Here is a 22303-nt window from a genome sequence, read left to right on the forward strand (position 1 = left end):
CTCATGAACGCCTTGCAGGTGTGACGCAGGTAACATTTGGATAACTGTATTCGAGTAGGGCGTATTAGTGCTTGCCACCTGCATGGGGGTACGGCAGGTTATTGCACCATGAACACTTTGCTACTGGCAGCAGATGCCCCCAAATCTCCAGTTGATGATGCGATCAACTCCTGGTTCGATCCGATCGCCACCTTCTTCGGCGGGATCATCTTCTTTCCCATCACCCTCGGCCCTATCTCATTCCCCTTCGTCGTCCTCTGGCTCATCGCTGCGGCACTGATCTTCAGCGTCTACTTCGGCTTCATCCAGTTCCGCGGATTCAAGGTCTCGCTCGATGTCATTCGAGGCAAATACTCTTCCAAGGACGATCCTGGCGAAATCACGCATTTCCAGGCGCTGGCCTCCGCGCTGTCAGGCACGGTCGGCCTCGGCAACATCGCCGGTGTCGGTGTGGCGATCGCCCTCGGCGGTCCCGGTGTCACCTTCTGGATGATCATCGCCGGTCTTCTCGGCATGTGCACCAAGTTCGTCGAGTGCACACTGGGCGTGAAATATCGTGAGATCGACGAAGACGGCACAGTCTATGGCGGCCCCTTCAAGTACCTGCCCATCGCGTTCCGCAAGTTCTCCAGGCCGGTGGCATCTGTGCTCACGGGGATCTTCGCTGTCTCCATCCTCATCTTCGGCGTCGTCGGCGGCGGAATGTTCCAGGCCAACCAGACCTTCGCGCAGGTCCGCGATGCCACAGGTGGAGCCGAGGGCTTCCTCGGCGGGGCCTGGGCGTCATTGATCTTCGGAATCATCTTCGCCGTTCTGGTCGGTCTCGTCATCCTCGGCGGAATCCGGTCGATCGCACACGTCACCGACAAGCTCGTCCCCGCCATGGGCATCTTCTACGTGCTTTCCTGCCTCCTCGTTCTGGGCATCAACTTCCCTCAGATCCCTCAGGCATTCGGCGAGATCATCTCGGGCGCGTTCAATCCGCAGGGAATCGCCGGCGGCATCGTCGGCGTCATGATCATCGGCTTCCAGCGCTCGGCCTTCTCCAACGAGGCCGGCATCGGCTCGGCACCCATCGCCCACTCCGCAGTCAAGACGCGTCGGCCCATCTCGGAAGGCTTCGTTGCATTGCTCGAGCCCTTCGTCGACACGGTCATCGTCTGCACCATGACCGCACTGACCATCATCGTCGCGAACCAGCCCTCCTACACCAATGATCTCGGTGAGGGTGAGATCGGCGGCGTGGCCCTGGCCTCGGATGCCTTCTCCACTGTCGCGAGCTGGTACCCGGTGCTCCTCGCGATCGCGGTGGCCCTCTTCGCGTTCTCCACACTCATCACCTGGGCCTACTACGGTGAGCGGGCCTGGGCCTACCTGTTCGGCAAGTCGAACGGTGCGGCCACAGTCTTCCGCGTCCTCGTCTGCGTGTTCGTAGTCATCGGCTGCATCGCCAGCTTCAGCAAGGTCGTCGAGTTCGCCGATGCCGCACTGTTCCTCTGCGCGTTCATCAACATCCTCGGCCTCTACATGCTGATGCCGGTGGTGAAGAAGGAGATGAAGAAGTACCTGGCCGATCGCAAGGCGGGTATACTCAACGATCCCGACACCAAGGACGCCGTTCCTGTGAACCAGCCGGCCTGAGTCCGGCAGCCCTCTGAAGCCGATCCCGTGCCTTTGCGCGGGATCGGCTTCTGCGCGGCGGCTGAGGAACAGCGCAAGTCTCGATAGACTGGTGCACGTGGATCAGATCAACGACAAGACACGTGCCCAGGAGCGACTGTTGGAACTGCGCGGAAGCATTGACAACATTGACGCAGCGCTCATCCATCTGCTCGCCGAGAGGTTCAAGCTCACAGAGACGGTCGGCGAGCTGAAGGCCGACCACGGCCTGCCTCCCGCCGATCCCGAGCGAGAGGGCAGGCAGGTCGCGCACCTTCGCGAATTGGCTGAAGACGCGCACCTGGACCCCGAATTCGCAGAGAAGTTCCTGACCTTCATCGTCGCCGAGGTGATCCGTCATCACGAAAGGATCGCTGAGACCCGAGAAGCCTGAGATCAGAGGCCCTCACGGTTTGCCGAACGTCGGTCGAATCCATTAGACTGGGTCGTCGGTGCGCACGACGCACCACGGCTGGTGATTCCTCTCAATGGGACACCCGAGGAAATCCTTCTTCGGGAGCCAAGGGATCAACCGCCGTTCGTTTGTGTATGAACAGAAAGGGTTCGACCATGGTCTATGCCATTGTCCGTGCCGGTGGCCATCAGGAAAAGGTCAGCGTCGGAGACATCATCACAGTCAACCGAGTGAAGGCGAAGGCAGGGGAGAGCGTCGATCTCGATGCCGTCCTGCTCGTCGATGGTGAGACTGTCACGACCGACGTCGATGCCCTATCGAAGGTTGCGGTCAGCGCTGAGGTCGTCAACGAACTCCGCGGCCCCAAGATCATCATTCAGAAATACAAGAACAAGACCGGTTACAAGAAGCGTCAGGGCCACCGCCAGGACCTCACCCGTCTGAAGATCACGAACATCAAGTAAGAGGAGACTTCACATGTCAAGCAAAAAGGGAGTCAGCTCGTCCCGCAACGGTCGCGACTCGAACCCGCAGTACCTCGGTGTGAAGCGCTTCGGCGGACAGGTTGTCAAAGCCGGAGAGATCATCGTTCGCCAGCGCGGAACCAAGTTCCACCCAGGTGCCAACGTCGGACGCGGCGGAGACGACACGCTCTTCGCCCTGTCGGCAGGAGCCGTGGAATTCGGCAAACGCAATGGTCGTAAGATCGTCAACATCGTCGGCGCTTGATCGACGAGTTCTGTTTTTCCCCTCATAGGGGTCCATGAAGGGTGAGTCTCGAGACTCACCCTTCATCTGATATAAGGACATTATGGCCACCGAGTTCATAGATCGTGTCACAGTCCACCTTTCCGCCGGAGACGGTGGCAACGGATGCGCCTCGATCAGGCGCGAGAAATTCAAACCTCTCGGCGGACCTGACGGCGCCGACGGAGGGCAGGGCGGCGACATCAAGTTCGTCGTCGACTCACAGACCACCACGCTGCTCCCGCTGCACCACCGTCCGCACCTGAACGCGAACGACGGCGGCATCGGCAAGGGTGACCTGCGCCATGGTGCAGACGGCGGCGACCTCATCATCGCCGTTCCCGACGGCACGGTCGTGAAGAACCAGAACGGCGACATCATCGCCGACCTCGTCGATGCCGGGACCGAATACGTCGCCGCCGCGGGCGGTCGCGGCGGACTCGGCAATGCTGCGTTGGCCTCATCGAAGCGCAAGGCCCCGGGTTTCGCGCTGTTGGGCGAACCGGGCGAATCATTGAGCCTGGTCCTTGAACTCAAGACCATCGCGGACATCGCACTCGTCGGATACCCCTCAGCCGGCAAGTCAAGTCTCATCGCCGCGCTGTCGGAGGCCAAACCGAAGATCGCGGACTATCCGTTCACCACACTCGTGCCCAACCTCGGCGTGGTTCAGGCCGGAGATGTTCGCTACACGATCGCCGATGTTCCGGGCCTCATCCCCGGAGCCTCCGAAGGCAAGGGCCTGGGCCTCGAATTCCTCCGTCACGTCGAACGCTGTGCAGCGCTGATCCATGTCGTCGACATGGCGACCTGGGAACCGGGACGTGATCCCGTCTCGGACCTGACGATCATCGAGTCGGAGCTGGCCGCATATGCGGTCGACCTCGACGACGGAAGCGGACTGCTCCCGCTGTCCGAACGTCCCAAACTCGTCGCGCTCAACAAGGTCGACATCCCCGACGGCCACGACCTGGCCGACATCGTCCGCCCCGATCTGGAGGCCGCCGGGTATCGCGTGTTCGAGATCTCCGCAGTCAGCCACACCGGCCTGCGAGAGCTGTCCTTCGCAATGGCCGAGCTCGTCTCAGCCGAGCGTGAGCGTCGTGCCGAATTCGAGGCGACCCCGCAGCGTGTCGTCATCCGTCCCAAGGCTGTTGACGACCGCGGGTTCGAAGTCCGGGCGGAAAAGGACGCCGAGGGACCCATCTTCCGTGTTGTGGGCGTCAAACCCGAACGATGGGTGCGGCAGACCGACTTCTCCAATGACGAGGCAGTCGGCTACCTGTCCGATCGTCTCGATCGGCTCGGCGTCGAAGATTCGCTGTTCAAAGCCGGCGCGAAGCCTGGCGACACGATCGTCGTCGGCGGAGACGACGGCGTCGTCTTCGATTGGGATCCAACAAGTGTCGGCGGCGCCGAACTGCTCGGTAACCGCGGCACCGACCTTCGCCTGGATGAAGACGCCCGTTCCACTCGCAAGGAACGCAAGGCCGCATTCCACGATCGGATGGATGCGAAGGCCGCCGTGCGTGCCGAGTTCGAAGAGGAACGGGTTGCCGAGCGTGCCCAACGCGGCCGCGAAGGAGCCGGTCGTCCCACCTCAGACGCCGAGTCCGGTCAGGAATGAGCGAACACCAGTCCTCCGACTCCGGCAGCATCTCGGTGCGCACCGATATCGCAGCAGCCCGACGCATCGTGATCAAGGTCGGCTCCTCGTCCCTGACCACCCTCGACGGGGGGTTGGACGAGGCCAAGCTGATCGCGCTGACCGATGTGATCGGAGCTCACCGTGCCGCCGGTCACGAGGTCATCCTCGTGTCCTCCGGTGCGATCGCGGCCGGCCTCGAACCGATGGGGCTGAACAAACGGCCCGGTGACCTTGCCACTCAGCAGGCAGCTGCCGGAGTCGGTCAGGGACTCCTCATGGCTGCCTACACGCGGGCGCTGGGCCGTTACGATCTGGTGCCCGGGCAGGTCCTGCTTTCGGCAGATGACCTGATCCGACGCACTCGGTACAAGAACGCCCAGCGCGCCATCGACAAGCTTCTCGCGCTCGGCACGATGCCGATCGTCAATGAGAACGATGCCGTGGCGACCGAAGAGATCCGGTTCGGTGACAATGACCGTTTGGCCGCGCTTGTCGCGCACCTCTCACACGCAGACGCCCTCGTGCTTCTCTCCGACGTCGACGCCCTGTATTCGGGACCACCGAACCTGCCCGAATCGGTGCGCATCGAACAGGTCTCCTCCATCGCCGACCTCGGCGATATCGCCATCGGGGGAACCGGCGCTGCCGGCACCGGCACGGGTGGCATGGCAACGAAGGTCGAAGCCGCTCTCATGGTGGCCGACTCGGGGATACCCGCGGTGCTGACCTCGGCAGAGAGGATCTCCGGGGTCCTCGGCGGCGAACACGTGGGAACGTGGTTCTCCGTGACACACAAACGTCGCGGCACCAGATTGCTCTGGCTGCGACATCTGGCCCGCACCTTCGGGTCGGTGACCATCGACAACGGCGCCGAATCCGCAGTGCTCTCGCGCGGGACCTCACTGCTGGCAGCCGGCGTCACCGGGGTGACCGGCGAATTCGAAGCGGGAGACCCCATCGAGATCAGAAACCTCGACGATGAGGTCATCGCTCGTGGCATGACCAACTTCTCTGCGCACGAACTCCCCGCGATGTTCGGCTTGACCACGGACGAACTTGGCACCCGGCTGGGAAATGACTACCGTAAAGAAGTCATCCATCGCAATGATCTCGTACTCACTCACGTGAGCGGGGGGAGATAGTCCATGACCGCTGTATCCGAGATACATCCGAAGACCGTTCGGGGTGTCACCAGAGTCGTCAGGAACGCCAAGAGCGCCGCCGCTCGCCTGGCGACCTCGTCGACTGCAGAGAAGGACGCCGGGCTTCGCGCGATCGCAGACGCCCTGCGCGAGAATTCGGCACGCATCGTCAAAGCCAATGAGGCAGACATCGCGGCCGGCGTCGAAAACGGAATGAACGAGGGTCTCCTCGACCGTCTGCGACTCGACCACGATCGCATCGAAGCCATCGCCGCATCTGTGGGAACCATCATCGATCTTGAAGACCCGGTGGGCAACGTCGTCGTGGGACGGGTACTGCCCAACGGCATCCGTGTGACCCAGAACCGTGTTCCGATGGGGGTGGTCGGCGCAATCTACGAAGCTCGCCCCAACGTCACCGTCGACATCGCGATCCTCGCACTCAAAGCAGGCAATGCCACTGTCCTGCGCGGAGGGGCCGCGGCCCAGAACTCCAACGCCGAGATCGTCTCGGTGCTGCGTAAAGCCATGGAGTCAGCCGGACTTCCCGCGGATTCGATCAATGGCATCGACCAATACGGACGCGACGGCGCCAGCGTGCTCATGAATTCCCGTGACTACGTCGATCTCCTCATCCCACGCGGTGGCGCCGAACTCATCAACACCGTTGTGCAGGATTCGCTGGTACCGGTCATCGAGACCGGAATCGGCAACGTCCACATGTTCATCGACTCCTCTGCCACGGTCAAGAGCTCCGTCGACCTGGTGGTCAACTCGAAGACACATCGGCCCAGTGTCTGCAACTCGCTCGAGACCCTGTTGGTGCATGAGAAGGCGGCCAAACGCGTCCTGCCCAAGATCCTGGAGCGCCTCGACAAAGCAGGCGTCGTTCTGCACGCGGACACTACGGTCTCGGCATTGGCGCCGGAGTCGATGAAGGTTAAACGTGTCTCCCGGCGCGACTGGGCGAAAGAATACCTCGACCTCGAACTCGCAGTGAAGGTCGTTTCCGGGATAGACGAAGCCATCGATCATATCCGCGCCTACTCCTCAGGCCACACCGAGGTGATCGTGACCAAGGACATCGACAATGCAGAGACATTCGTCACGGCCATCGATGCCGCAGCGGTCGGAGTCAACGTGTCCACACGCTTCACCGATGGGGGAGAGCTCGGCTTCGGCGCAGAGGTGGGGATCTCGACCCAGAAGCTCCACGCGCGCGGACCGATGGGTGTCGAACAGCTGACGACGACGAAATGGGTCATGATGGGCAATGGGCAGATCCGCAGCTGACCCAGCCCCGGTCCGAGAGCACCGATGGTGAACTCGGACTGCACTCATATTCATGTCGATGCCCATTTGTCACACCGTTCATGAGAAACTGAAGGCATAAGCACTGCGACGCAGACGGACTGCGTCACCATCATCGAGAAGGAGAGAGCACGTGAACGCAGCCCTGTTGACCACCGTTGCCGAAGGCGCGGAGAAGGTAGCCCACCACACCGAATTGCCGATGGATCCGATCTTCTACGGACTCATCACCCTCGCGATCTTCCTCTCGATGGCAGCTGTGACCCGGTCGTGGAAGGGCATCTCCAACCGCCACTGATATGGCACGACATACACGCAGGGTCGGTGTCATGGGTGGCACCTTCGACCCCATTCATCACGGTCACCTGGTAGCAGCCAGTGAGGTGGCGTCGACCTTCGATCTCGACGAAGTCGTGTTCGTGCCCACGGGACGTCCGTATCAGAAGGACGCCGGCGAAGTCACGAGCGCCGAACATCGGTATCTGATGACGGTCATCGCAACCGCGTCGAACCCGCGCTTCACCGTTTCTCGTGTCGACGTCGATCGTCCCGGCCCCACCTACACCATCGACACGCTTCGTGACTTGGCGACGAGCTACGGATCCCACACGGAGATGTTCTTCATCACCGGCGCGGACGCTTTGGCTCAGATCCTGACGTGGAAGAATGTAGATGAGCTGTTTTCCTTGGCCCACTTCGTCGGAGTGAGCCGGCCGGGACACGAACTTCGCAGTGAGGGTCTTCCGGTGGACCGTTTTAGCCTGCTGCAGATCCCTGCACTGTCGATCTCGTCCACGGATTGCAGACTACGGGTGATGGATGGGGCGCCTGTCTGGTATCTCGTGCCGGACGGGGTCGTTCAGTACATCGCGAAATACGAGTTGTACAGGAGTGAAAATGGCTGAGGAGCAGTTCACGTCACGTCGTGCAAGGCGAGAAGCCGAGCGGCTGGCTGCAGATCAGGCGTTCGAAGCACGAGAGTCACCTGAGCAGCCGGGCGAACCGTCATCGAACAATCGGGGCGACCTGCTCAACCCTCCGCCCGCTCCGGCCCCGGAACCCGAACCACGAGCCACTGCCCCCGAACCCGAGCCGAGCAGCGGCGAAGATCCCCTCGATCCCCAGCAAGCCCCTTTGCCCCATTTCGATTCCCGCACTGCTCGAAAGAACTACCTGCGCGAACACGGACTGTCCCAGAACGGTGACGTCTCCACCGGAGCAATCCCAGTCATTGCGGGACCCGATGAGACCTCACCCGAGGAATCAGGCGAAGGCACGACCGCTGAAGACGAATCCTTCGACACCGCAGGATTCGGCGGATCCGCCGACGAAGTCGCCGCCCGGGACTTCGAATCTCCTGTCACCGCCGACTCGGCGCCGCGCCCCACCGCCCTCGACGGTGGCGCCCACGACGCACTGTCCCAACCCTTTGAGGATCTGGACGCCGCAGCGTCAGCGACAGACCCGCCCTCGGCACCTGCCCCAACTGCGCGAGAGGACGACGCCCCGTCTCCGCGACAGGACGACGCCCCGTCGTCGGCACCAGAGCCGTCGGCGCGGTCGGCAGCTGAGCCGAAGGGTCCGGAGTCATCGGCAATCGACGACGACGGACGTGACGATGACTTCAACGACGCGAGCGGCGCGACTGCTCGCTCGCGACGCATGCCCATCGTGCAGCCGCCGAGCAGCTCGGGCGTGCGGGTCGTCACGGCAGCCTCGGCTCAGATTCCAGAGGTCGATAGTGCCGAGACGACCACCGACGCTGCTGCCGAAGAATCTCGGAGCCGCGGACCCGACTCCAGCGCGGTCCGAGACGAAAAGACGGCAACCACCGGCGAGCCAACCCATTCCGATGCGCCTGTGGACGAAGCCGACTCCGCATCCGGGACGGGCGCTGCTGAAGGAACCGGGGGTGGGGGCGCCGGTTCCACGTCCGACGATGCGGCGCGCGCTCTTGCCGCCAACCCGGAGACTCGTCCCATGGAGACTGTGCCGGAGGCCTGGGCGCTGCCCAATCCTGACTATGAGGACGAAGAAACCGAGAACCCTCCGGGGACTCGCATTCGCGCCAGCGAGGTCACCGGTCACGACGGTCGGATCCTTGTTGGCGAAGAACCATCCAAAGTACCCTATGTAGTGTTGGGTGTCGCTGCGCTCTTCGCAGTCGCACTCATCGTCATTGCACTGGTCATGTTGCTGTAATCATCTGAAAGGCTCTAGTGAGCGAGATCGCTGAATCAACCCAAATGCTGAGGACCGCCGCGCGCGCGGCCGATGAGAAGCTCGGCACCGATCAGGTGGCCCTTGATGTGAGTGCCACTCTCTACATCACTGATGCCTTCCTGATCATCTCCGCGGAAAACGATCGGCAGATCGGATCAATCGTCGATGCTGTCGAAGAAGCCCTGCAGACGACCTATGGTCACACGCCGCTGCGTCGTGAGGGTCGGGGGAGCGGCGATTGGGTTCTCCTCGACTTCGGCGACATCGTCGTCCACGTCTTCTCGCACGAGCAGCGCGAGTACTACGCGCTCGAACGCCTGTGGAAGGACTGCCCGGTCATCGACCTGGAGTTGCCGGAACATTCAGGCGCCGACGACGCCCAATGACCAGGACTGTGATCTTCTGGCGCCATGGTCAGACCGACTACAACGTCGAGCGCCGGTTCCAAGGTCAGTCCGACATCCCGCTCAATGAGGTGGGCCGGACTCAGGCCGCACAGGCAGCAAGCTATCTCAGCGAGCTCCGCCCCGAATGCATCGTGTCCTCCGACCTCTCACGGGCCGCCGACACGGCCGACGAACTGGCCTCACTGCTCACCGTCGACGTCACACGGGATGAGCGTCTGCGTGAAACTGCCTTCGGACAGTGGGAGGGTTGCACCCGTGACGAGATCAGCGCCTCCTGGCCCCACGAACTCGAACAGTGGCTCAGCGGTGCCGATATGACCCCGCCCGGAGGCGAATCCCGCTCCGAATCGGGCCGACGCGTCGCCTCGGCGATCACCGACATCGTCGAACACTCAGAGGCTGAGACCATTGCCATCGTCGCTCATGGTGCTGTCCTGCGGGCAGCCGCAGAACTGCTGCTGGGCATGGACGGCCCCGGGCGGCTGGCCGTCCTGGGCAACTGCGGGCATGGCGAATTCGGCTTCACCGGAAGCAATTGGGTCCTCCGCAGCTGGGGGACAGTCCCCTCCTGACGCGCGTAATGAGCTCCTGACGCTCGCTCTGCGCTCCGCAGGCCGCGGTCCGATGCCCGCAAGGCGGTGGCCGATGCCCGCAGACCGGCGGTGCTCACTGTCGTAGAGCGTGAACCGAGCGGATCATGCCCACCAGAGCCTGAGCCGATGAGTCCCAGTCGAAGGACTCTGCCTGCCTCTGCCCTGCCGCCGAGGCTTCGGACCACAGTTCGGCATCGGTGAGGCGGTCGATCGCAGCCGCCACGGCAGCAGCGTCATCGGGGTCGAAGTACACGGCGGCGTCCGCGGCGATCTCGTGGAAGATCGGAATGTCCGAGATCGCCACCGGCACACCTTGGGCCATCGCCTCGATGACAGGCAACCCGAACCCCTCCTCCTGAGAGGCCGTGACGAGAGCGGTCGCGCCCTCGAGCAGATCCGCATACTCCTCGTCGGTCACGCCACGGTGGAAGATCACCTTCGCCCGGTCGGGGATCAGCGCACGCAGCGCGGCTTCCCGTCTGCCGTCGATGCGACTGGCGACGTGCAGGGTCCATCCCGGCAGATGCTGCAGCGAGCGGATGAGGGTTTCGACGTTCTTGTACGGCAGGAACGATCCCATGTACACGATCGACCGTGCGTCATGCCTGTTCACGGGGCGGACTCCGGCCACAGCAACCTCGGCGGCATTGGACACCACGGTCACCGGCTTCGACGACAGACGATGATCGGCGATGAGCGCCTTCGTCGTCTCACTTACTGCCGCGATCGCATCGGCACGGCCCAGCAGCAGGCGCTGGGGGGCGAAGCTGAGGTGATAGGCCCGCCACAGCAGCCGAACAGCCGTCGGGAGATCGGCCGGGGGGAGGGGATGCGAGTAGTAGATGAGGTCGTGGACGGTGAGGATGAGACCGTAGCTGCGTCCCGTCGATCCCATCACCTGCATGGTGGAGAAGACCACATCGGCACCGAGGGCGTTGAGCTTCCTCGCGATGAACACCTCCCGTGGGGAGGTGGGCGAATTGAGCTTGATCCACCGACAGTCCGGGAGGAGCCCGAGCTGCGCTTCATCGCTGATGATGGCCGTGACCTCGATCCGGGTTCCCTCCACGGCGCCGAGCAGGGCCTCCAGCAGGCACGAACCGTAGCGGGAGATGCCATCATGATGGGTCGTCCGGGTGAAGCGGGCATCGAAGAAGACACGGATCGTTTCGCTCGTCTGAGGGCTGCTTGTGCTTTTGCTCATGGAACTCCGAGTCGATAGTCTGGTCATCTGTAAGTCTGCGTCTGATCGAGACCGCGTTCATTGTGACGACCGGTCAGACTGCGTTCATTGTGACGAAGGGTCAGTGAGTGAAGGAAGCATCACCTGCGTCCGGGGCCCTGAGGCCTCGATCATGATCCTAACGGTTGTCGCTCTCGGCGCCCTCATCATCGTCACGCCCATCATCACTCGCTGGCTGGGCCGAGCCAGCGGATGGCTCCTGGCAGTCGCCTACCTCGGCATCGCCGGCATATTCACCCCCACCGCCGCCGAGGTGATGACCGGGGCCACCCCGGAAGTGACCTACGAGTGGATTCCCACCCTCGGAGTCGAGCTGGCCCTGCGCGCCGACGGCATCGGGGTCATCTTCACCTACATCGCCCTGATCATCGGCGCAATCGTCTTCGTCTATTCGACGGCGTACCTGTCCCGCGGGCGGAACACGAGCTTCTACTGGCTGATGGTGATCTTCACCTTCTCGATGGTGATGCTCGTCCTCAGCAACGACCTCCTGGTGCTGTTCGTCTGCTGGGAGCTGACATCCCTGGCCTCCTTCTTCCTCATCGCCCGCTCCGGCTCGCCTGCCCAAGGGCCCTCGCTGCGCACCATGCTCATCACCTTCCTCGGCGGACTGTCTCTGCTGGTGGCTACCGGTGTCATCATCGCCGTGACCGGCACCACGAACGTCCACGAGGCACTGAGTTCGCCGGCCTGGTCGGGCCAAGCGCCGGTGACGACGCTCGTCGCGATCCTCATTGCGGTCGCGGCGATGACCAAATCGGCTCAGTTCCCCTTCCACTCCTGGCTGCCCGACGCCATGGCCGCGGCCACTCCGGTATCGGCCTATCTGCATGCGGCCGCGGTTGTCAAGGCCGGCATCTTCCTCCTGCTGCGCTTCTCACCCGCCTTCCACGCCACCCCGGCATGGAACACATTGCTCATCGTCGCGGGTCTCACCACCGCCTGCATCGGCGGTTGGTTCGCTCTCAACCAATACGACGTCAAGAAGCTGATGGCCTATTCCACGGTCTCGCAGCTGGGTCTCATCACCGCGGTGATCGGCATCGGTTCGGAAGCAGCGATCGCCGGCGCCACCCTCCACATCATCGCCCATGCACTGTTCAAGTCGGGCCTGTTCATGATGGTCGGCGTCGTCGACCACCTCACCGGAACCCGCGAACTGACCCGGATCCCACAACTGATGCGCGCAGCACCGGCGTCCTTCATCGTGATGATCGTCGGCTGCGCCTCGATGTCAGGCATACCTCCGCTGCTCGGCTTCGTCTCGAAGGAAGCGCTCTTCACTGCTTTCGGCGACACTCCCGGGGCGGCCTGGACGGGCTGGGCGGCGCTGCTGGTGGCCGTCGGTGCTTCGGTGCTCACCTTCGCCTACTGTGCCAAGACTGTGTGGGGAGCGTTCATCGACGGCAAGCACGTGGAGCGGGCGAGACTGGGGCACGGGTCTCCTGTCATGCTCGTGGCTGCGGCCGTGCCGATCCTCGCTTCGATTCCGCTGAGCTTCGTACTGTTCGCCTTCGACAACCCCATCAGTCAAGCTGTCCGTGCCGCCCTCCTCGAGTCAACCGAGCCGGTCCACCTTGCGCTGTGGCACGGCCTGAATGCGGAGCTCATCGCCTCGGTGCTGATCATCGTGATCGGGGTGATCATCATCGTCAACCGCTCGCGCGTCTTCGCGTTCTTCCACCGAGCCACACTCGGCTTCGACGGTGCCGACGTCATCAGCGGTCTCACCTGGGCACTGCGTCGGGCCGGAAGAGGCTTGGGCGTCTTCGTCAAACCGATGAATTCCGGACCTTACCTGGCAATGTCGCTGGGCGGTCTCGCCCTTCTCGCCTTCTCCGCCGTGCCGGTCATCTACCCGGAGCTGCCACCGCTGCAGGAAGGGCTGTGGCGGCCCATCGACATCGTTCTCCTCGTTCTCATCACCACGGCCGTCCTGGTCGTCTGCACCTCGCACTCCCGTCTGACCACCGTGGTTGCACTCTCGGGCATCGGTATCCTCGCCACGGTGCAGATTCTGGCTCTCGGGGCTCCGGACGTGACTCTCACCCAACTGTTGGTCGAAGCGATGACGATCATCGTCATCATGCTCGTGCTGCAGAAGCTTCCTCGTTCGTTCTGGAAGTTTCCGAAGCGGCTGCAGGGCGCACGGGCGATCTTCGCGATCATCGTGGGTCTCGCTGCCACAGTTCTGACCCTGGCTCTGAACGGACGTCGAGAACGGTCCGACCTCGGTCTGTACTACATTGACAACGCCCCCGACATCAGCGGCGGAAACAACATCGTCAACACCATCCTCGTCGAATTCCGCGCCTTGGATACACTCGGAGAGCTCACCGTCCTCGGCATGGCCGGAATCGCGATCGTCGCCGTGATGTCGACGGTCAAGGACAAGTTCATCGATCCGCCCGCAGAGAACATTCCCGAACCGCCGCGGCGGGCCTGGGTCTCGATCCGGCCCCGCGGCTCGACCGCCTATCGAGCCGTCCATGAGGCATGGCCCAATGTGATACCGCCCAAACTCATGATCAAGGTGCTCGGCCCATTGCTGGCGATCACCTCACTCGTGATCTTCTGGCGCGGACACAACGAACCCGGCGGGGGCTTCATCGCCGCGCTGATCGGCTCGGCGGTCATCGGACTGCTGTACATGTCGACGGCCAAGGACCGTGCGATCGGTCCGCCGAAGGCGCCGCTGTACCTGATCGGGTCCGGCGTCGGCACGGCGGTGGCCACCGGTTTCATCGGGCTCATCTTCGCCGGCTCCTTCCTCAAGCCGATGCACGGCTACTTCCTGGGTCAGCACTTCACGACGTCGATGATCTTCGACCTCGGAGTGTACCTGGCCGTGCTCGGACTGATTCTGCTGTCGTTCAACCTCCTCGGCGTCTCGGACTCGGCGGCCACGCCCGCCGGGGATGACGTCCTCACCAACGGCATCATCCATCGTGACGTCGAACTCACCCGCGAGCGTGCCGACGAGCTGATATACGGAGAGCTGAGCGGACCGATGGACGCGATCAGAGGGGAACGACCGTCTCGCGACCGCCGGTCGAAGGCCGGCGACCCGGATGCGAAGGTGAGGGCATCATCGACCCATATCCTTCACGGCGATGCTCCCATCGAGCGGTCGAGAGGCAATGAACCGGAGCAGTCGCGAACAGATGCACAGGAGGGTGCGAAATGATTCTTGCCCTCACGATCGGAGTGCTCACCGCGGGCGGCGTGTATCTGATGATGCAGCGGTCCATGGTCCGAGGCGTCTTCGGACTCACGCTCATCTCCCATGCTGCGAACTTCATCCTGCTCTCCGCAGGAGTCAGCGCCTGGCGGGTCGAACCCCTGAGCAATCGCGGTGACCAGAGCCTCGCTGCCGACCCGCTGCCGCAGGCCTTCGTGCTCACCGCCATCGTCATCACCCTGGCGGTGACGATCTTCATGCTCGCCCTGTCCGTGCTCGGCCACGACGACGATCAGAAACGAGCCCCTGAGACAGGGGAGGAACGCGAATCATGAATCCGGCATTCCTGCTCCTGCTCATCGGTGTGCCGCTCCTGGCATCAGCCCTGAGCGTGCTCATCACCTCCCGCACCGTCGACCGCATCCTGCTGCTGGCGGCCCCGAGCTTCGTCGGCATCTCCGGCATCGTGCTGCTCTTCGTCCACCAACAGCAGCCGGTTCTCGCCCACTCCGTCGGCGGCTACGTCCCCGGGCTGGCGATCCCCTTCGTCTCCGACACTTTCACCGCCCTGATGCTGGTCCTGACCTCCCTCACAGCTGTCGTGAGCTGCATCTTCCTGATCACGACCGGTGAGGACCAGTACCGTTTCGTTCCCGCCCTGATCCTGATGATGCTCACCGGTGTCTACGGTGCACTGCTGACAGGGGATCTCTTCAACTTCTTCGTCTTCATCGAGGTTATGGTGCTGCCGGCCTACGCGCTCATCGCGGTGACCGGAACCTGGCGCCGCCTCGGCGTGGGTCGCATGTATGTCATGGTCAACCTGCTGACCTCGACGATTCTGCTCATCGGTGTCGGCTTCGTGTACGGTTCCGCCGGCACCGTGAACATTGCGATCCTGGCCCAGATGGGAGCACCGACCGGGCAGGGAGCGCTGGCCATCGGCGTCGTCCTCTTCGCCTTGATCATCAAGGCCGGAGGCGCACCGTTCCACGGTTGGCTGGTCCGCAGCTATCCGAATACCTCGGCGGGTATGATGGCGTTGTTCTCGAGCCTCCACTCGAAGGTCGCCCTCTACGCGATCTACCGGATCTACACCACGATGTACGGCGAACCTGCTGCCTGGGTCAACGTCATCGTCATCATCGCCATCGCCAGCATCCTCATCGGTTCTCTGTCCGGAATCGGGCAGAACAGGGTCCGCAACGTCCTCGCCTTCCAGATGACGAGCGGCATCGGACACATTCTGCTCGGTGTGGTGCTCCTGACCTCGACGGCATTGGGCGCCGGCGCCTTCTACATGGTCCACCACATGATCACGATGTCGGGCCTTCTGCTCATCATGGGAGCGGTCGAACAGACCTACGGCAGCGGCTCGTTCAAGAAGCTGACCGGGCTGGCCGGCCGAGAGAGGTGGGCGACGATCCTGATGATCCTCGGCCTGTTCTCACTCATCGGCCTCCCACCGACCTCCGGGCTATGGGGAAAGGTCGGATTGATCACGGCCGCCACCGGCAGCGGAGACACGCTGGGCTGGTGGCTGGTCGCGGCGATCGTGATCGGCGCCCTCATCAGTCTGCTCGCCCTTCAGCGCATGTGGCGCAACACCTTCTGGGGGCCGCCGATGCAGTCCTACCGGCCCGATTCGGCTGAGACCGGCCGCGCCCCGGCTGAGTCCATTCCACAGAGCGTCCGGATTCCGTCACGACTGCTCATTCCGGGAACCATCATGATCGGAGTGTCCGTGGCCATCTTCGCCTACCCGGAGCCGCTGCTCGACATCACCGCCCGCGCCGCAGCCGGGCTGCTCGACCACGGCGCCTACATCGAGGCGGTGACGACGCCATGATGCGCCTCATCCACGGCATCTCCTACCTCGCCTATATCTGGTGGGCGATCGTCACCGGATCGGCCACGGTCGTGTCCCGTCTGTTCCTGCCGGGCAGGCTGTACGCTCAGCCGATGATCGTCGAGGTCCCGCTGAGGTGCGTCACCGACCTCGAGGTGACCCTGTTCGCCTCGTCGATCACGATCACACCCGGCACACTCGTTGCGGCCATCGCCGCAGGCACCTCCACACAGCCACCGGTGCTCTTCGTCCACGCCCTGTTCGAAGATTCGGAGGTTTCCGCGCTGGAGGGACTCTACGACATGGAGTCACGTCTGCTCGCGATGACCCGGGGGCGGGCTCCCACGGGTGCCGCAAACACCGTCATCGAGGTCGAACAGGAGGAAGGACGCCCATGAGCATCGTCGTCAGCATCTGCAGCATCATCCTCGCCGCGGCCGTCATCGTGGGTCTGGTGCGAGTCCTCACGGCCAAGGACCTGGGGTCGCGGGCGATCGTCAGCGATCTCATGTACTTCTCCGCCATCGCCATGCTCACGATGTTCGGAATCATCGTGTCCTCGTCGATCGTCCTCGACGCGATCTTCCTGTCGTCCATGGTCGGCATTCTCGCCACCATCGCACTGTCGAGGATCCTCACCAGGGGGTTGCGTTGATGAATGATGCTGTGGCGATCACCCTGGTCGGTGTCTTCGGAATCGTCGGGTCTCTGCTCATGCTGTTCTCCGCGATCGCAATGTTCCGCGTTCGTGATGCACTGTCCCGGATCAATGTCTTCTCACCGGCCACCGGCCTCGGAATGCCTCTGATCGTGGCGGCAGCCTACGTCTATGACCTCCATGCGGAGGGATTCAGGTGGGGCTCACTGCTCATGGCCGTCGTGGCTGTGGCGTGCCTGATCATCGTCTCGTCCGTGGGCAGCAACACGCTCGCGCGTGCCAGCGTTCTGTCCGGACAGCCCGTCTACCGCAAGACCGTGCCCAATCGGCTGGCGTCGCCGCCGGCAGAAGTCGTCGACGAGGACCCCGATGCACCGGAGGAGCCCGAGGAGACCCCAGACAGGAGCTAATCCCTGCCGGTGGTGCGCATCGTGATGTTGATCCTGCCCCCGCCGAGGTGGTCCAGTCGCCCGTGCTCCGGTGCCGTGGCCTCATGGATCTTCGTCACCCCGTGATAGGCAAAGCGGGCGGGCCCACCGAAGACGAAGGCATCGCCTGAGGCCAGGCGAATGTCCTCAAAGGGCCTGTTGCGGTTGACGGTGTTGCCGAAGCGGAAGACACATGTGTCACCCAGGGAGAGTGACACGACGGGAGCCGGATCGAACTCGTCCTTGTCCTGGTGCATGCCCATCTTCGCCCGGGCGTCGTAGTAGTTGACCAGTGCCACGTCGGGGCAGTAGGCCTCGGGCACGAGACCCCACAGACTCGGGGCGGCTTCGGGGAAGTCTGGATCCTCGGTGACCACCTCGGCGGCAGAGGAGACGACCTGGCGACCCAGGCGAGTCATCCAGTCCGGAAACGAGAGCACTCGCTCGCCATTGACATCGCGAGCGTGGCGGTCGTAGCGGCCCGGCTGCCAATGCCAGCCGAGGCCGATGGTGCTCACACTCATCGGATGCCCCGCGATTGACGTCGCATGTGCCGGCACCGGTCCCGACTGCCATTTCGCGTACTGCCTGATGATCCAGGCTTGTGCCGCCTCGTCGAGGAATCTGGGGAGCCAGACCGCCCCCGGTGCGATGACACGGGGACGGCGGTCGAAGGCCTCGTCGGCGAACAGTGACTCCATGACGGGTGGAGCAGAACTCAGAGTTCCGTGAGTTCGATGGACTCATCCTGCAGGCGTGCGGCGGACACGCTCGTGCCGATGAGTGCGCGCAGTTCGTCCCCGACGTCCCAGATGTTGACGTTCATCGCCGCGGTGACTGTTCCGCCGCGTGTCCAGAACACGATGAATTCGCCGCTCGCCTTGTCGCCGCGGATGACGACGTCGTCGTCACTGAGGCCGTGGCCGACGTACTCCATGCCGAGATCGTACTGGTCGGTGTAGAAGTAGGGTTCCCAGTCGTATTCCCTGTCCCCACCGGTGATGGTTGTTGCTGCGACTTCGGCTTGGCGCACGGCATTGTCCCAGTGTTCGACACGCAATCGCTGGTTGAGCAGGGTGTTCTGGGCTGCGGCGATGTCGCCGATGGCGAGGATATTGGGGTCGCTCGAGCGCATGTGCGCATCGACGATGACGCCGTCATCGGTGTCCAGACCGGCGGAAACGGCAAGGTCGATGGTGGGGTCCGCACCGATTCCCACGACGACGAGATCGGCAGGCAGGTCTCCGGCACTGGTCGTCACGGATTCGACGGCCTTCGTTCCGGAGAATCCGGTCGTATCCGCATCGGTGACGAACTCGACCCCGTTGGCCCGGTGCAGGTCTTCGAAGTGCTGACCGATTTCCGTTCCGAGAACAGACTTCAGCGGGGGAGACGACCGCAGGACGACCGTGACATCACAGCCGGCGTTCTGGGCCGCCGCCGCGACTTCGAGCCCGATCCAGCCGCCGCCGATGATGACGACCTTGTTGCCCTGGCCGAACTGCGAACGGATGGCAACAGCATCACCGGCATCGCGAAGGGTGTGGATATTGCCCAGATCAGCCCCCGCCACGTCCAAGGTTCGCGGAGTGGACCCGGTGGCCAGGATGACCTGTCCGTAGGAAATGGTCTCTCCATCGTCGAGAGTGATGCTCTGCCTCTTCGGGTCCAGTTCGGTCACGCCGGTGCCGAAGAATGTGGTCACATCGTGGGCGGGATACCAGTCCTCACCGCGCAGTGCCGACTCTTCGGGATCGGAACCTTCGAGCATGACCTTCTTGGACAGATCAGGACGGTAATAGGGCGCTGCCGGATCGGCACCGATGAGAGCGATCGATGCAGTGTAGCCGCCGTCTCGCAGAGCCTCGACTGCGGTTCCGCCGCCGATTCCGGTGCCGATGATGACAGTTCCGAACTCCTGGGCCATTGCCTGTCCTTTCGCGAGGAGATTTCTTCCACCTTGTACCGGCTCTCCCGGAGAGTCAACCGATCACGTTGAAGGGCTCGCGCTGGTGGGGCACCGTTTTGTGCAGCACGGGACCTTCGGCGTAAAGTGATGAGGGAAGGGGCTTTAGCTCAGTTGGTAGAGCGTTTCGTTCGCAATGAAAAGGTCAGGGGTTCGATTCCCCTAAGCTCCACAGAGGTGATTTCGACATGAACTGGCAGACATTGACCATGACTGGTCTTCTGGGTGCCGCCGGTATCACTCACTTCCTCCGACCACAGACCTTCGACTCGATCGTTCCGCCCCGACTGGGCGATCCACGATTCCTCACCTACGCCAGTGGTGCCGCCGAACTCGGATGCGCGACTCTGCTCGCGCTGCCACCCACACGCCGACTCGGCGGCCTTGCCGCCACGGCACTCATGATCGCGGTCTACCCTGCCAACATCTACACGGTGCAGAAGCACTGGCGCAGACCGCGAGCCCGCGCCATCGCCCTGGCGCGTCTGCCGCTGCAGGTCCCACTCGTGTGGATGTCGTGGAACATCGCCGACGATCGGTCCGGAGCCTCACGCTGACGACTTGCCCGTCGCGATGACCAGCTCCGCGGTGGCGCGGGTCATCGACACATAGCGGTCCACCCCGGCTTGCACGCCGGTGCCGAAGCTCTCCGGGTCAACGAGGATCACCAGGTCGAACTCGAGTCCCTTGACCGCAGCCGGGGCCAGGACCCTGACCCGATCACTCGCTGTGAGACTCCACGAGTCCGGTGACACGGTGATCACGCACACGATTCCCTCGTCGTGGTCGGCCAGCCAGGCATTGACCAACGAGGGGACCTCGTTCACCGAGGAATGTGCGACCGGAGCCCCCGATTCTCGGACGGATTGGGGAACATTGGCGTGGGGGAGCACGCTGCGGATCACCGGCTCCGCCTCGGCCATCACCTCGGCGGGGGTGCGGTAGTTGATGCTCAGGTGAACCTGGGTGATGTCGAGATGGAAGTCGTGCAGCCGTTCGTCCCAGGTCTGGGCGAACCCATGCCGGGACTGCGCCCGGTCACCGACGATGGTGACGCTCCGCGACGGGCACCGGGCGAAGAGCATATGCCACAGAGAGTCGGTGAGTTCCTGCGCCTCGTCGACGATGATGTGGCCGAACGGTCCGGCCAGACGGTCAGGTGCGACTGCCTCCCGTCCGGTCGGATCGTCCAGTGCACCGGTCATATCATCACCCCTGAGCATCGTCATGGGCATCAGTTCGCTGTCATCAGCGGCGATGAGATCCTCGATGACGTCGGCCATGCGATCCTGTTGCGCAGCGGCTTCCGACTCGGAACGCCGTCTCGTTTTCAGATCGGTCGGGTCGCCGATGCGGCGTCTGGCCGCGTCGAGGAGCGGGACATCGGATTGCGTCCACGCCCTGGCCTCGGCGCGCTGTAGACACGCCACCTCGGCTTCGCTCAGGTTCGGTGCCGCCAAAGACAGGTAGGCGGGGACGCTGAACAGGTCTCCCACAATGTCCGAGGGGTCAAGGATTGGCCAGGCGGCAGTGAGGTTGCCTCGCAGCTCGGGATCCTGACTGAGGAAGCGGCGGACCTCGTCCGGTTCCGCGTCCTCGACGGCGTCGATGACGATCTCCGTGAGGATTCCCAGCAGTTCGTCCCAGACCTGGTCGCGCGCCGTGTTGTGCTCGACGTCGGAGTCGACCGAGGCGAATGCGGCCGACCATTCTCTCGGCCCGACCATGATTTCGCCCCACAAGGTGTCGACGGCGACGGGCGCTGTCGGCGGTTCTTCGTAGATGCTCACTGCTCGTGCGATCACTGCGTCGGGCTCTAGGATTCCCTGGAGGCGAGCGCTGTCCTCGTCCTCGATTTCGGTGGCGGTCTCCGGAACCAGATCATCGAGCGTGCACAGTCGGACACCGTCCTCGCCGAGACGGGGCAGCACGTCATCGACATAGGACAGAAATGCCGGGTTGGGGCCGACGAAGAGCAGCCCTCCACCGCTGGAGATGCGAGGCTCGGAATAGAGGAGGTAGGCGGCACGATGCAGGGCGACCACGGTCTTGCCGGTGCCCGGCCCGCCGTCGACGACCAGCGGCCCGGTGGCAGGAGCTCGGATGATCGAGTCCTGGTCGGCTTGGATGGTGGAGAGAACATCATGCATCTTCTCCGAACGGCTCGTGCCCAGAGAGGCGATGAACGCGGCCTGGTCGTCCAGGGACGTGGTGTCGTCGACCGTCGCCGAGGTGAATCCCTCGTCCCAGTAGTCCGTGATCCGACCGTTCGACCAGCGATAGCGGCGACGTGAGGACAAGCCCATGGGAGAAGCGAGTGTGGCGGCGAAGAACGGCTCGGCCAGGGGAGCCCGCCAATCGATGAGCAGGGTGTCTCCATAATCGTCGCGCAGTCCCATTCGGCCGATGTAGACGATCTCACCCGAGTCGGCGAAGATCATTCGGCCCAGGCACATGTCGAGGCCGAAACGACGCAGCAGAGTCAGTTCGGAGGTCAGCCTGTGGATGGCACTATCACGCTCGAGCGCGGCCTCGCCTGATCCTCCCGGCGAGCGCCGCAGCTGGTCGAGCCGAGAGTCGATTGCGGCGAGTTCACGGTCCAGCCGTGCGGCGATGGCGGCGAAGTGGCGGTCGTCGTCGGCGATGAGATTCGGGTCGGTCTTGGCCCAGAGCCGGGAGGGCAGATCAAAAGTGGTGTCAGGCAAGGGGACTCCATGGTCGGAACAGACGATCGGAACAGTGAAAGCACCATTGTTCACCCCGACCAGGGCCTTGCGGCAAGGCCCTGTCCGTGGCATATTCTGATAACGGCAGGGGCATCGATTGTGGGCCC

General features: G+C 63.3%; 23 protein-coding genes and 1 tRNA gene. 20 read left to right on the forward strand and 4 right to left on the reverse strand.

Going from position 1 to position 22303, the window contains the following annotated elements:
• Positions 1-108 precede the first annotated feature (108 nt).
• The 12 genes from L0G76_RS01025 (at position 109) to L0G76_RS01080 (ending at position 10124) form a co-directional block, all read left to right on the forward strand.
• The gene (locus tag L0G76_RS01025; RefSeq protein ID WP_304355574.1) at positions 109-1641 is read left to right on the forward strand and encodes an alanine/glycine:cation symporter family protein; all 1533 of its coding nucleotides are present in this window, start codon (positions 109-111) and stop codon (positions 1639-1641) included.
• 97 nt (positions 1642-1738) lie between these two features.
• Positions 1739-2053 carry a chorismate mutase gene (locus tag L0G76_RS01030; RefSeq protein WP_304355575.1) on the forward strand — a complete coding sequence of 105 codons (315 nt, stop codon included), beginning with the start codon at positions 1739-1741 and terminating at the stop codon, positions 2051-2053.
• A 176-nt stretch (positions 2054-2229) separates the two neighbouring features.
• The gene (gene rplU, locus L0G76_RS01035) at positions 2230-2538 is read left to right on the forward strand and encodes a 50S ribosomal protein L21 (protein ID WP_304355576.1); all 309 of its coding nucleotides are present in this window, start codon (positions 2230-2232) and stop codon (positions 2536-2538) included.
• A gap of 13 nt (positions 2539-2551) precedes the next feature.
• A complete protein-coding gene (gene rpmA / locus L0G76_RS01040; RefSeq protein ID WP_009884168.1) occupies positions 2552-2803 on the forward strand; it encodes a 50S ribosomal protein L27 in 252 nt (83 codons plus the stop codon).
• An 82-nt stretch (positions 2804-2885) separates the two neighbouring features.
• Positions 2886-4448, forward strand: a complete 1563-nt coding sequence (gene obgE, locus L0G76_RS01045; protein ID WP_304355577.1) for a GTPase ObgE — start codon at positions 2886-2888, stop codon at positions 4446-4448.
• Positions 4445-5611 carry a glutamate 5-kinase gene (gene proB / locus L0G76_RS01050; protein ID WP_304355578.1) on the forward strand — a complete coding sequence of 389 codons (1167 nt, stop codon included), beginning with the start codon at positions 4445-4447 and terminating at the stop codon, positions 5609-5611. The genes obgE and proB overlap by 4 nt, the downstream gene beginning before the upstream one ends.
• 3 nt (positions 5612-5614) lie before the next feature.
• Positions 5615-6904 carry a glutamate-5-semialdehyde dehydrogenase gene (locus L0G76_RS01055; RefSeq protein WP_304355579.1) on the forward strand — a complete coding sequence of 430 codons (1290 nt, stop codon included), beginning with the start codon at positions 5615-5617 and terminating at the stop codon, positions 6902-6904.
• Between the two features lie 151 nt (positions 6905-7055).
• Positions 7056-7220, forward strand: a complete 165-nt coding sequence (locus tag L0G76_RS01060) for a hypothetical protein (protein ID WP_304355580.1) — start codon at positions 7056-7058, stop codon at positions 7218-7220.
• Between the two features lies 1 nt (position 7221).
• Positions 7222-7827 carry a nicotinate-nucleotide adenylyltransferase gene (gene nadD / locus L0G76_RS01065; RefSeq protein ID WP_304355581.1) on the forward strand — a complete coding sequence of 202 codons (606 nt, stop codon included), beginning with the start codon at positions 7222-7224 and terminating at the stop codon, positions 7825-7827.
• Positions 7820-9124, forward strand: coding sequence for a hypothetical protein (locus L0G76_RS01070; protein ID WP_304355582.1), 1305 nt, complete (start codon positions 7820-7822; stop codon positions 9122-9124). Before nadD ends, L0G76_RS01070 begins: the two co-directional genes overlap by 8 nt.
• Before the next feature lie 44 nt (positions 9125-9168).
• Entirely contained in the window at positions 9169-9531 is a 363-nt protein-coding gene (gene rsfS / locus L0G76_RS01075; protein ID WP_304355583.1) for a ribosome silencing factor, read from the forward strand.
• A complete protein-coding gene (locus tag L0G76_RS01080; protein WP_304355584.1) occupies positions 9528-10124 on the forward strand; it encodes a histidine phosphatase family protein in 597 nt (198 codons plus the stop codon). Before rsfS ends, L0G76_RS01080 begins: the two co-directional genes overlap by 4 nt.
• A 94-nt stretch (positions 10125-10218) precedes the next feature.
• Here the strand turns inward: L0G76_RS01080 and L0G76_RS01085 are convergent, their stop codons facing one another.
• Positions 10219-11349 (reverse strand): glycosyltransferase family 4 protein, encoded by a 1131-nt coding sequence (locus tag L0G76_RS01085; RefSeq protein ID WP_304355585.1) that lies wholly within the window; start codon positions 11347-11349, stop codon positions 10219-10221.
• A gap of 151 nt (positions 11350-11500) precedes the next feature.
• Between L0G76_RS01085 and L0G76_RS01090 the strand changes: the two genes are divergently transcribed.
• Genes L0G76_RS01090 through L0G76_RS01115 form a run of 6 tightly spaced genes read left to right on the forward strand, consistent with a single transcriptional unit; the run spans position 11501 to position 17486 of the window.
• Entirely contained in the window at positions 11501-14575 is a 3075-nt protein-coding gene (locus L0G76_RS01090; RefSeq protein ID WP_304355586.1) for a DUF4040 family protein, read from the forward strand.
• Complete coding sequence (locus tag L0G76_RS01095; protein ID WP_304355587.1) at positions 14572-14904, forward strand: sodium:proton antiporter; 333 nt, start codon at positions 14572-14574, stop codon at positions 14902-14904. Before L0G76_RS01090 ends, L0G76_RS01095 begins: the two co-directional genes overlap by 4 nt.
• Positions 14901-16418 (forward strand): monovalent cation/H+ antiporter subunit D family protein, encoded by a 1518-nt coding sequence (locus tag L0G76_RS01100; RefSeq protein ID WP_304355588.1) that lies wholly within the window; start codon positions 14901-14903, stop codon positions 16416-16418. The genes L0G76_RS01095 and L0G76_RS01100 overlap by 4 nt, the downstream gene beginning before the upstream one ends.
• Positions 16415-16816: a Na+/H+ antiporter subunit E gene (locus L0G76_RS01105; RefSeq protein ID WP_369696153.1), complete on the forward strand. Its 402-nt coding sequence runs from the start codon at positions 16415-16417 to the stop codon at positions 16814-16816. The genes L0G76_RS01100 and L0G76_RS01105 overlap by 4 nt, the downstream gene beginning before the upstream one ends.
• On the forward strand, positions 16813-17073 hold the full coding sequence (locus tag L0G76_RS01110) for a monovalent cation/H+ antiporter complex subunit F (RefSeq protein WP_304355589.1): 261 nt from the start codon (positions 16813-16815) through the stop codon (positions 17071-17073). Before L0G76_RS01105 ends, L0G76_RS01110 begins: the two co-directional genes overlap by 4 nt.
• Positions 17073-17486, forward strand: coding sequence for a cation:proton antiporter (locus L0G76_RS01115; protein WP_304355590.1), 414 nt, complete (start codon positions 17073-17075; stop codon positions 17484-17486). Before L0G76_RS01110 ends, L0G76_RS01115 begins: the two co-directional genes overlap by 1 nt.
• On the opposite strand, the gene L0G76_RS01120 is transcribed toward L0G76_RS01115, so the two are convergent.
• Entirely contained in the window at positions 17483-18205 is a 723-nt protein-coding gene (locus L0G76_RS01120; protein WP_304355591.1) for an alpha-ketoglutarate-dependent dioxygenase AlkB family protein, read from the reverse strand. The genes L0G76_RS01115 and L0G76_RS01120 overlap by 4 nt on opposite strands.
• A 17-nt stretch (positions 18206-18222) precedes the next feature.
• On the reverse strand, positions 18223-19431 hold the full coding sequence (locus L0G76_RS01125) for an NAD(P)/FAD-dependent oxidoreductase (RefSeq protein ID WP_304355592.1): 1209 nt from the start codon (positions 19429-19431) through the stop codon (positions 18223-18225).
• A 138-nt stretch (positions 19432-19569) separates the two neighbouring features.
• On the opposite strand from L0G76_RS01125, the gene L0G76_RS01130 reads away from it, so the two are divergent.
• Together L0G76_RS01130 and L0G76_RS01135 are read left to right on the forward strand one after the other, a co-directional pair.
• A tRNA-Ala gene (locus tag L0G76_RS01130) sits at positions 19570-19642 on the forward strand.
• Positions 19643-19679: 37 nt separating this feature from the next.
• Entirely contained in the window at positions 19680-20027 is a 348-nt protein-coding gene (locus L0G76_RS01135) for a DoxX family protein (RefSeq protein WP_304355593.1), read from the forward strand.
• Here L0G76_RS01135 and helR read toward each other — a convergent pair.
• On the reverse strand, positions 20019-22175 hold the full coding sequence (helR, locus tag L0G76_RS01140) for an RNA polymerase recycling motor ATPase HelR (RefSeq protein ID WP_304355594.1): 2157 nt from the start codon (positions 22173-22175) through the stop codon (positions 20019-20021). The genes L0G76_RS01135 and helR overlap by 9 nt on opposite strands.
• Between the last annotated feature and the right edge of the window lie 128 nt (positions 22176-22303).

It is taken from the genome of Brevibacterium picturae (genome assembly GCF_030453725.1).
Classification (GTDB): Bacteria; Actinomycetota; Actinomycetes; order Actinomycetales; family Brevibacteriaceae; genus Brevibacterium; species Brevibacterium sandarakinum_A.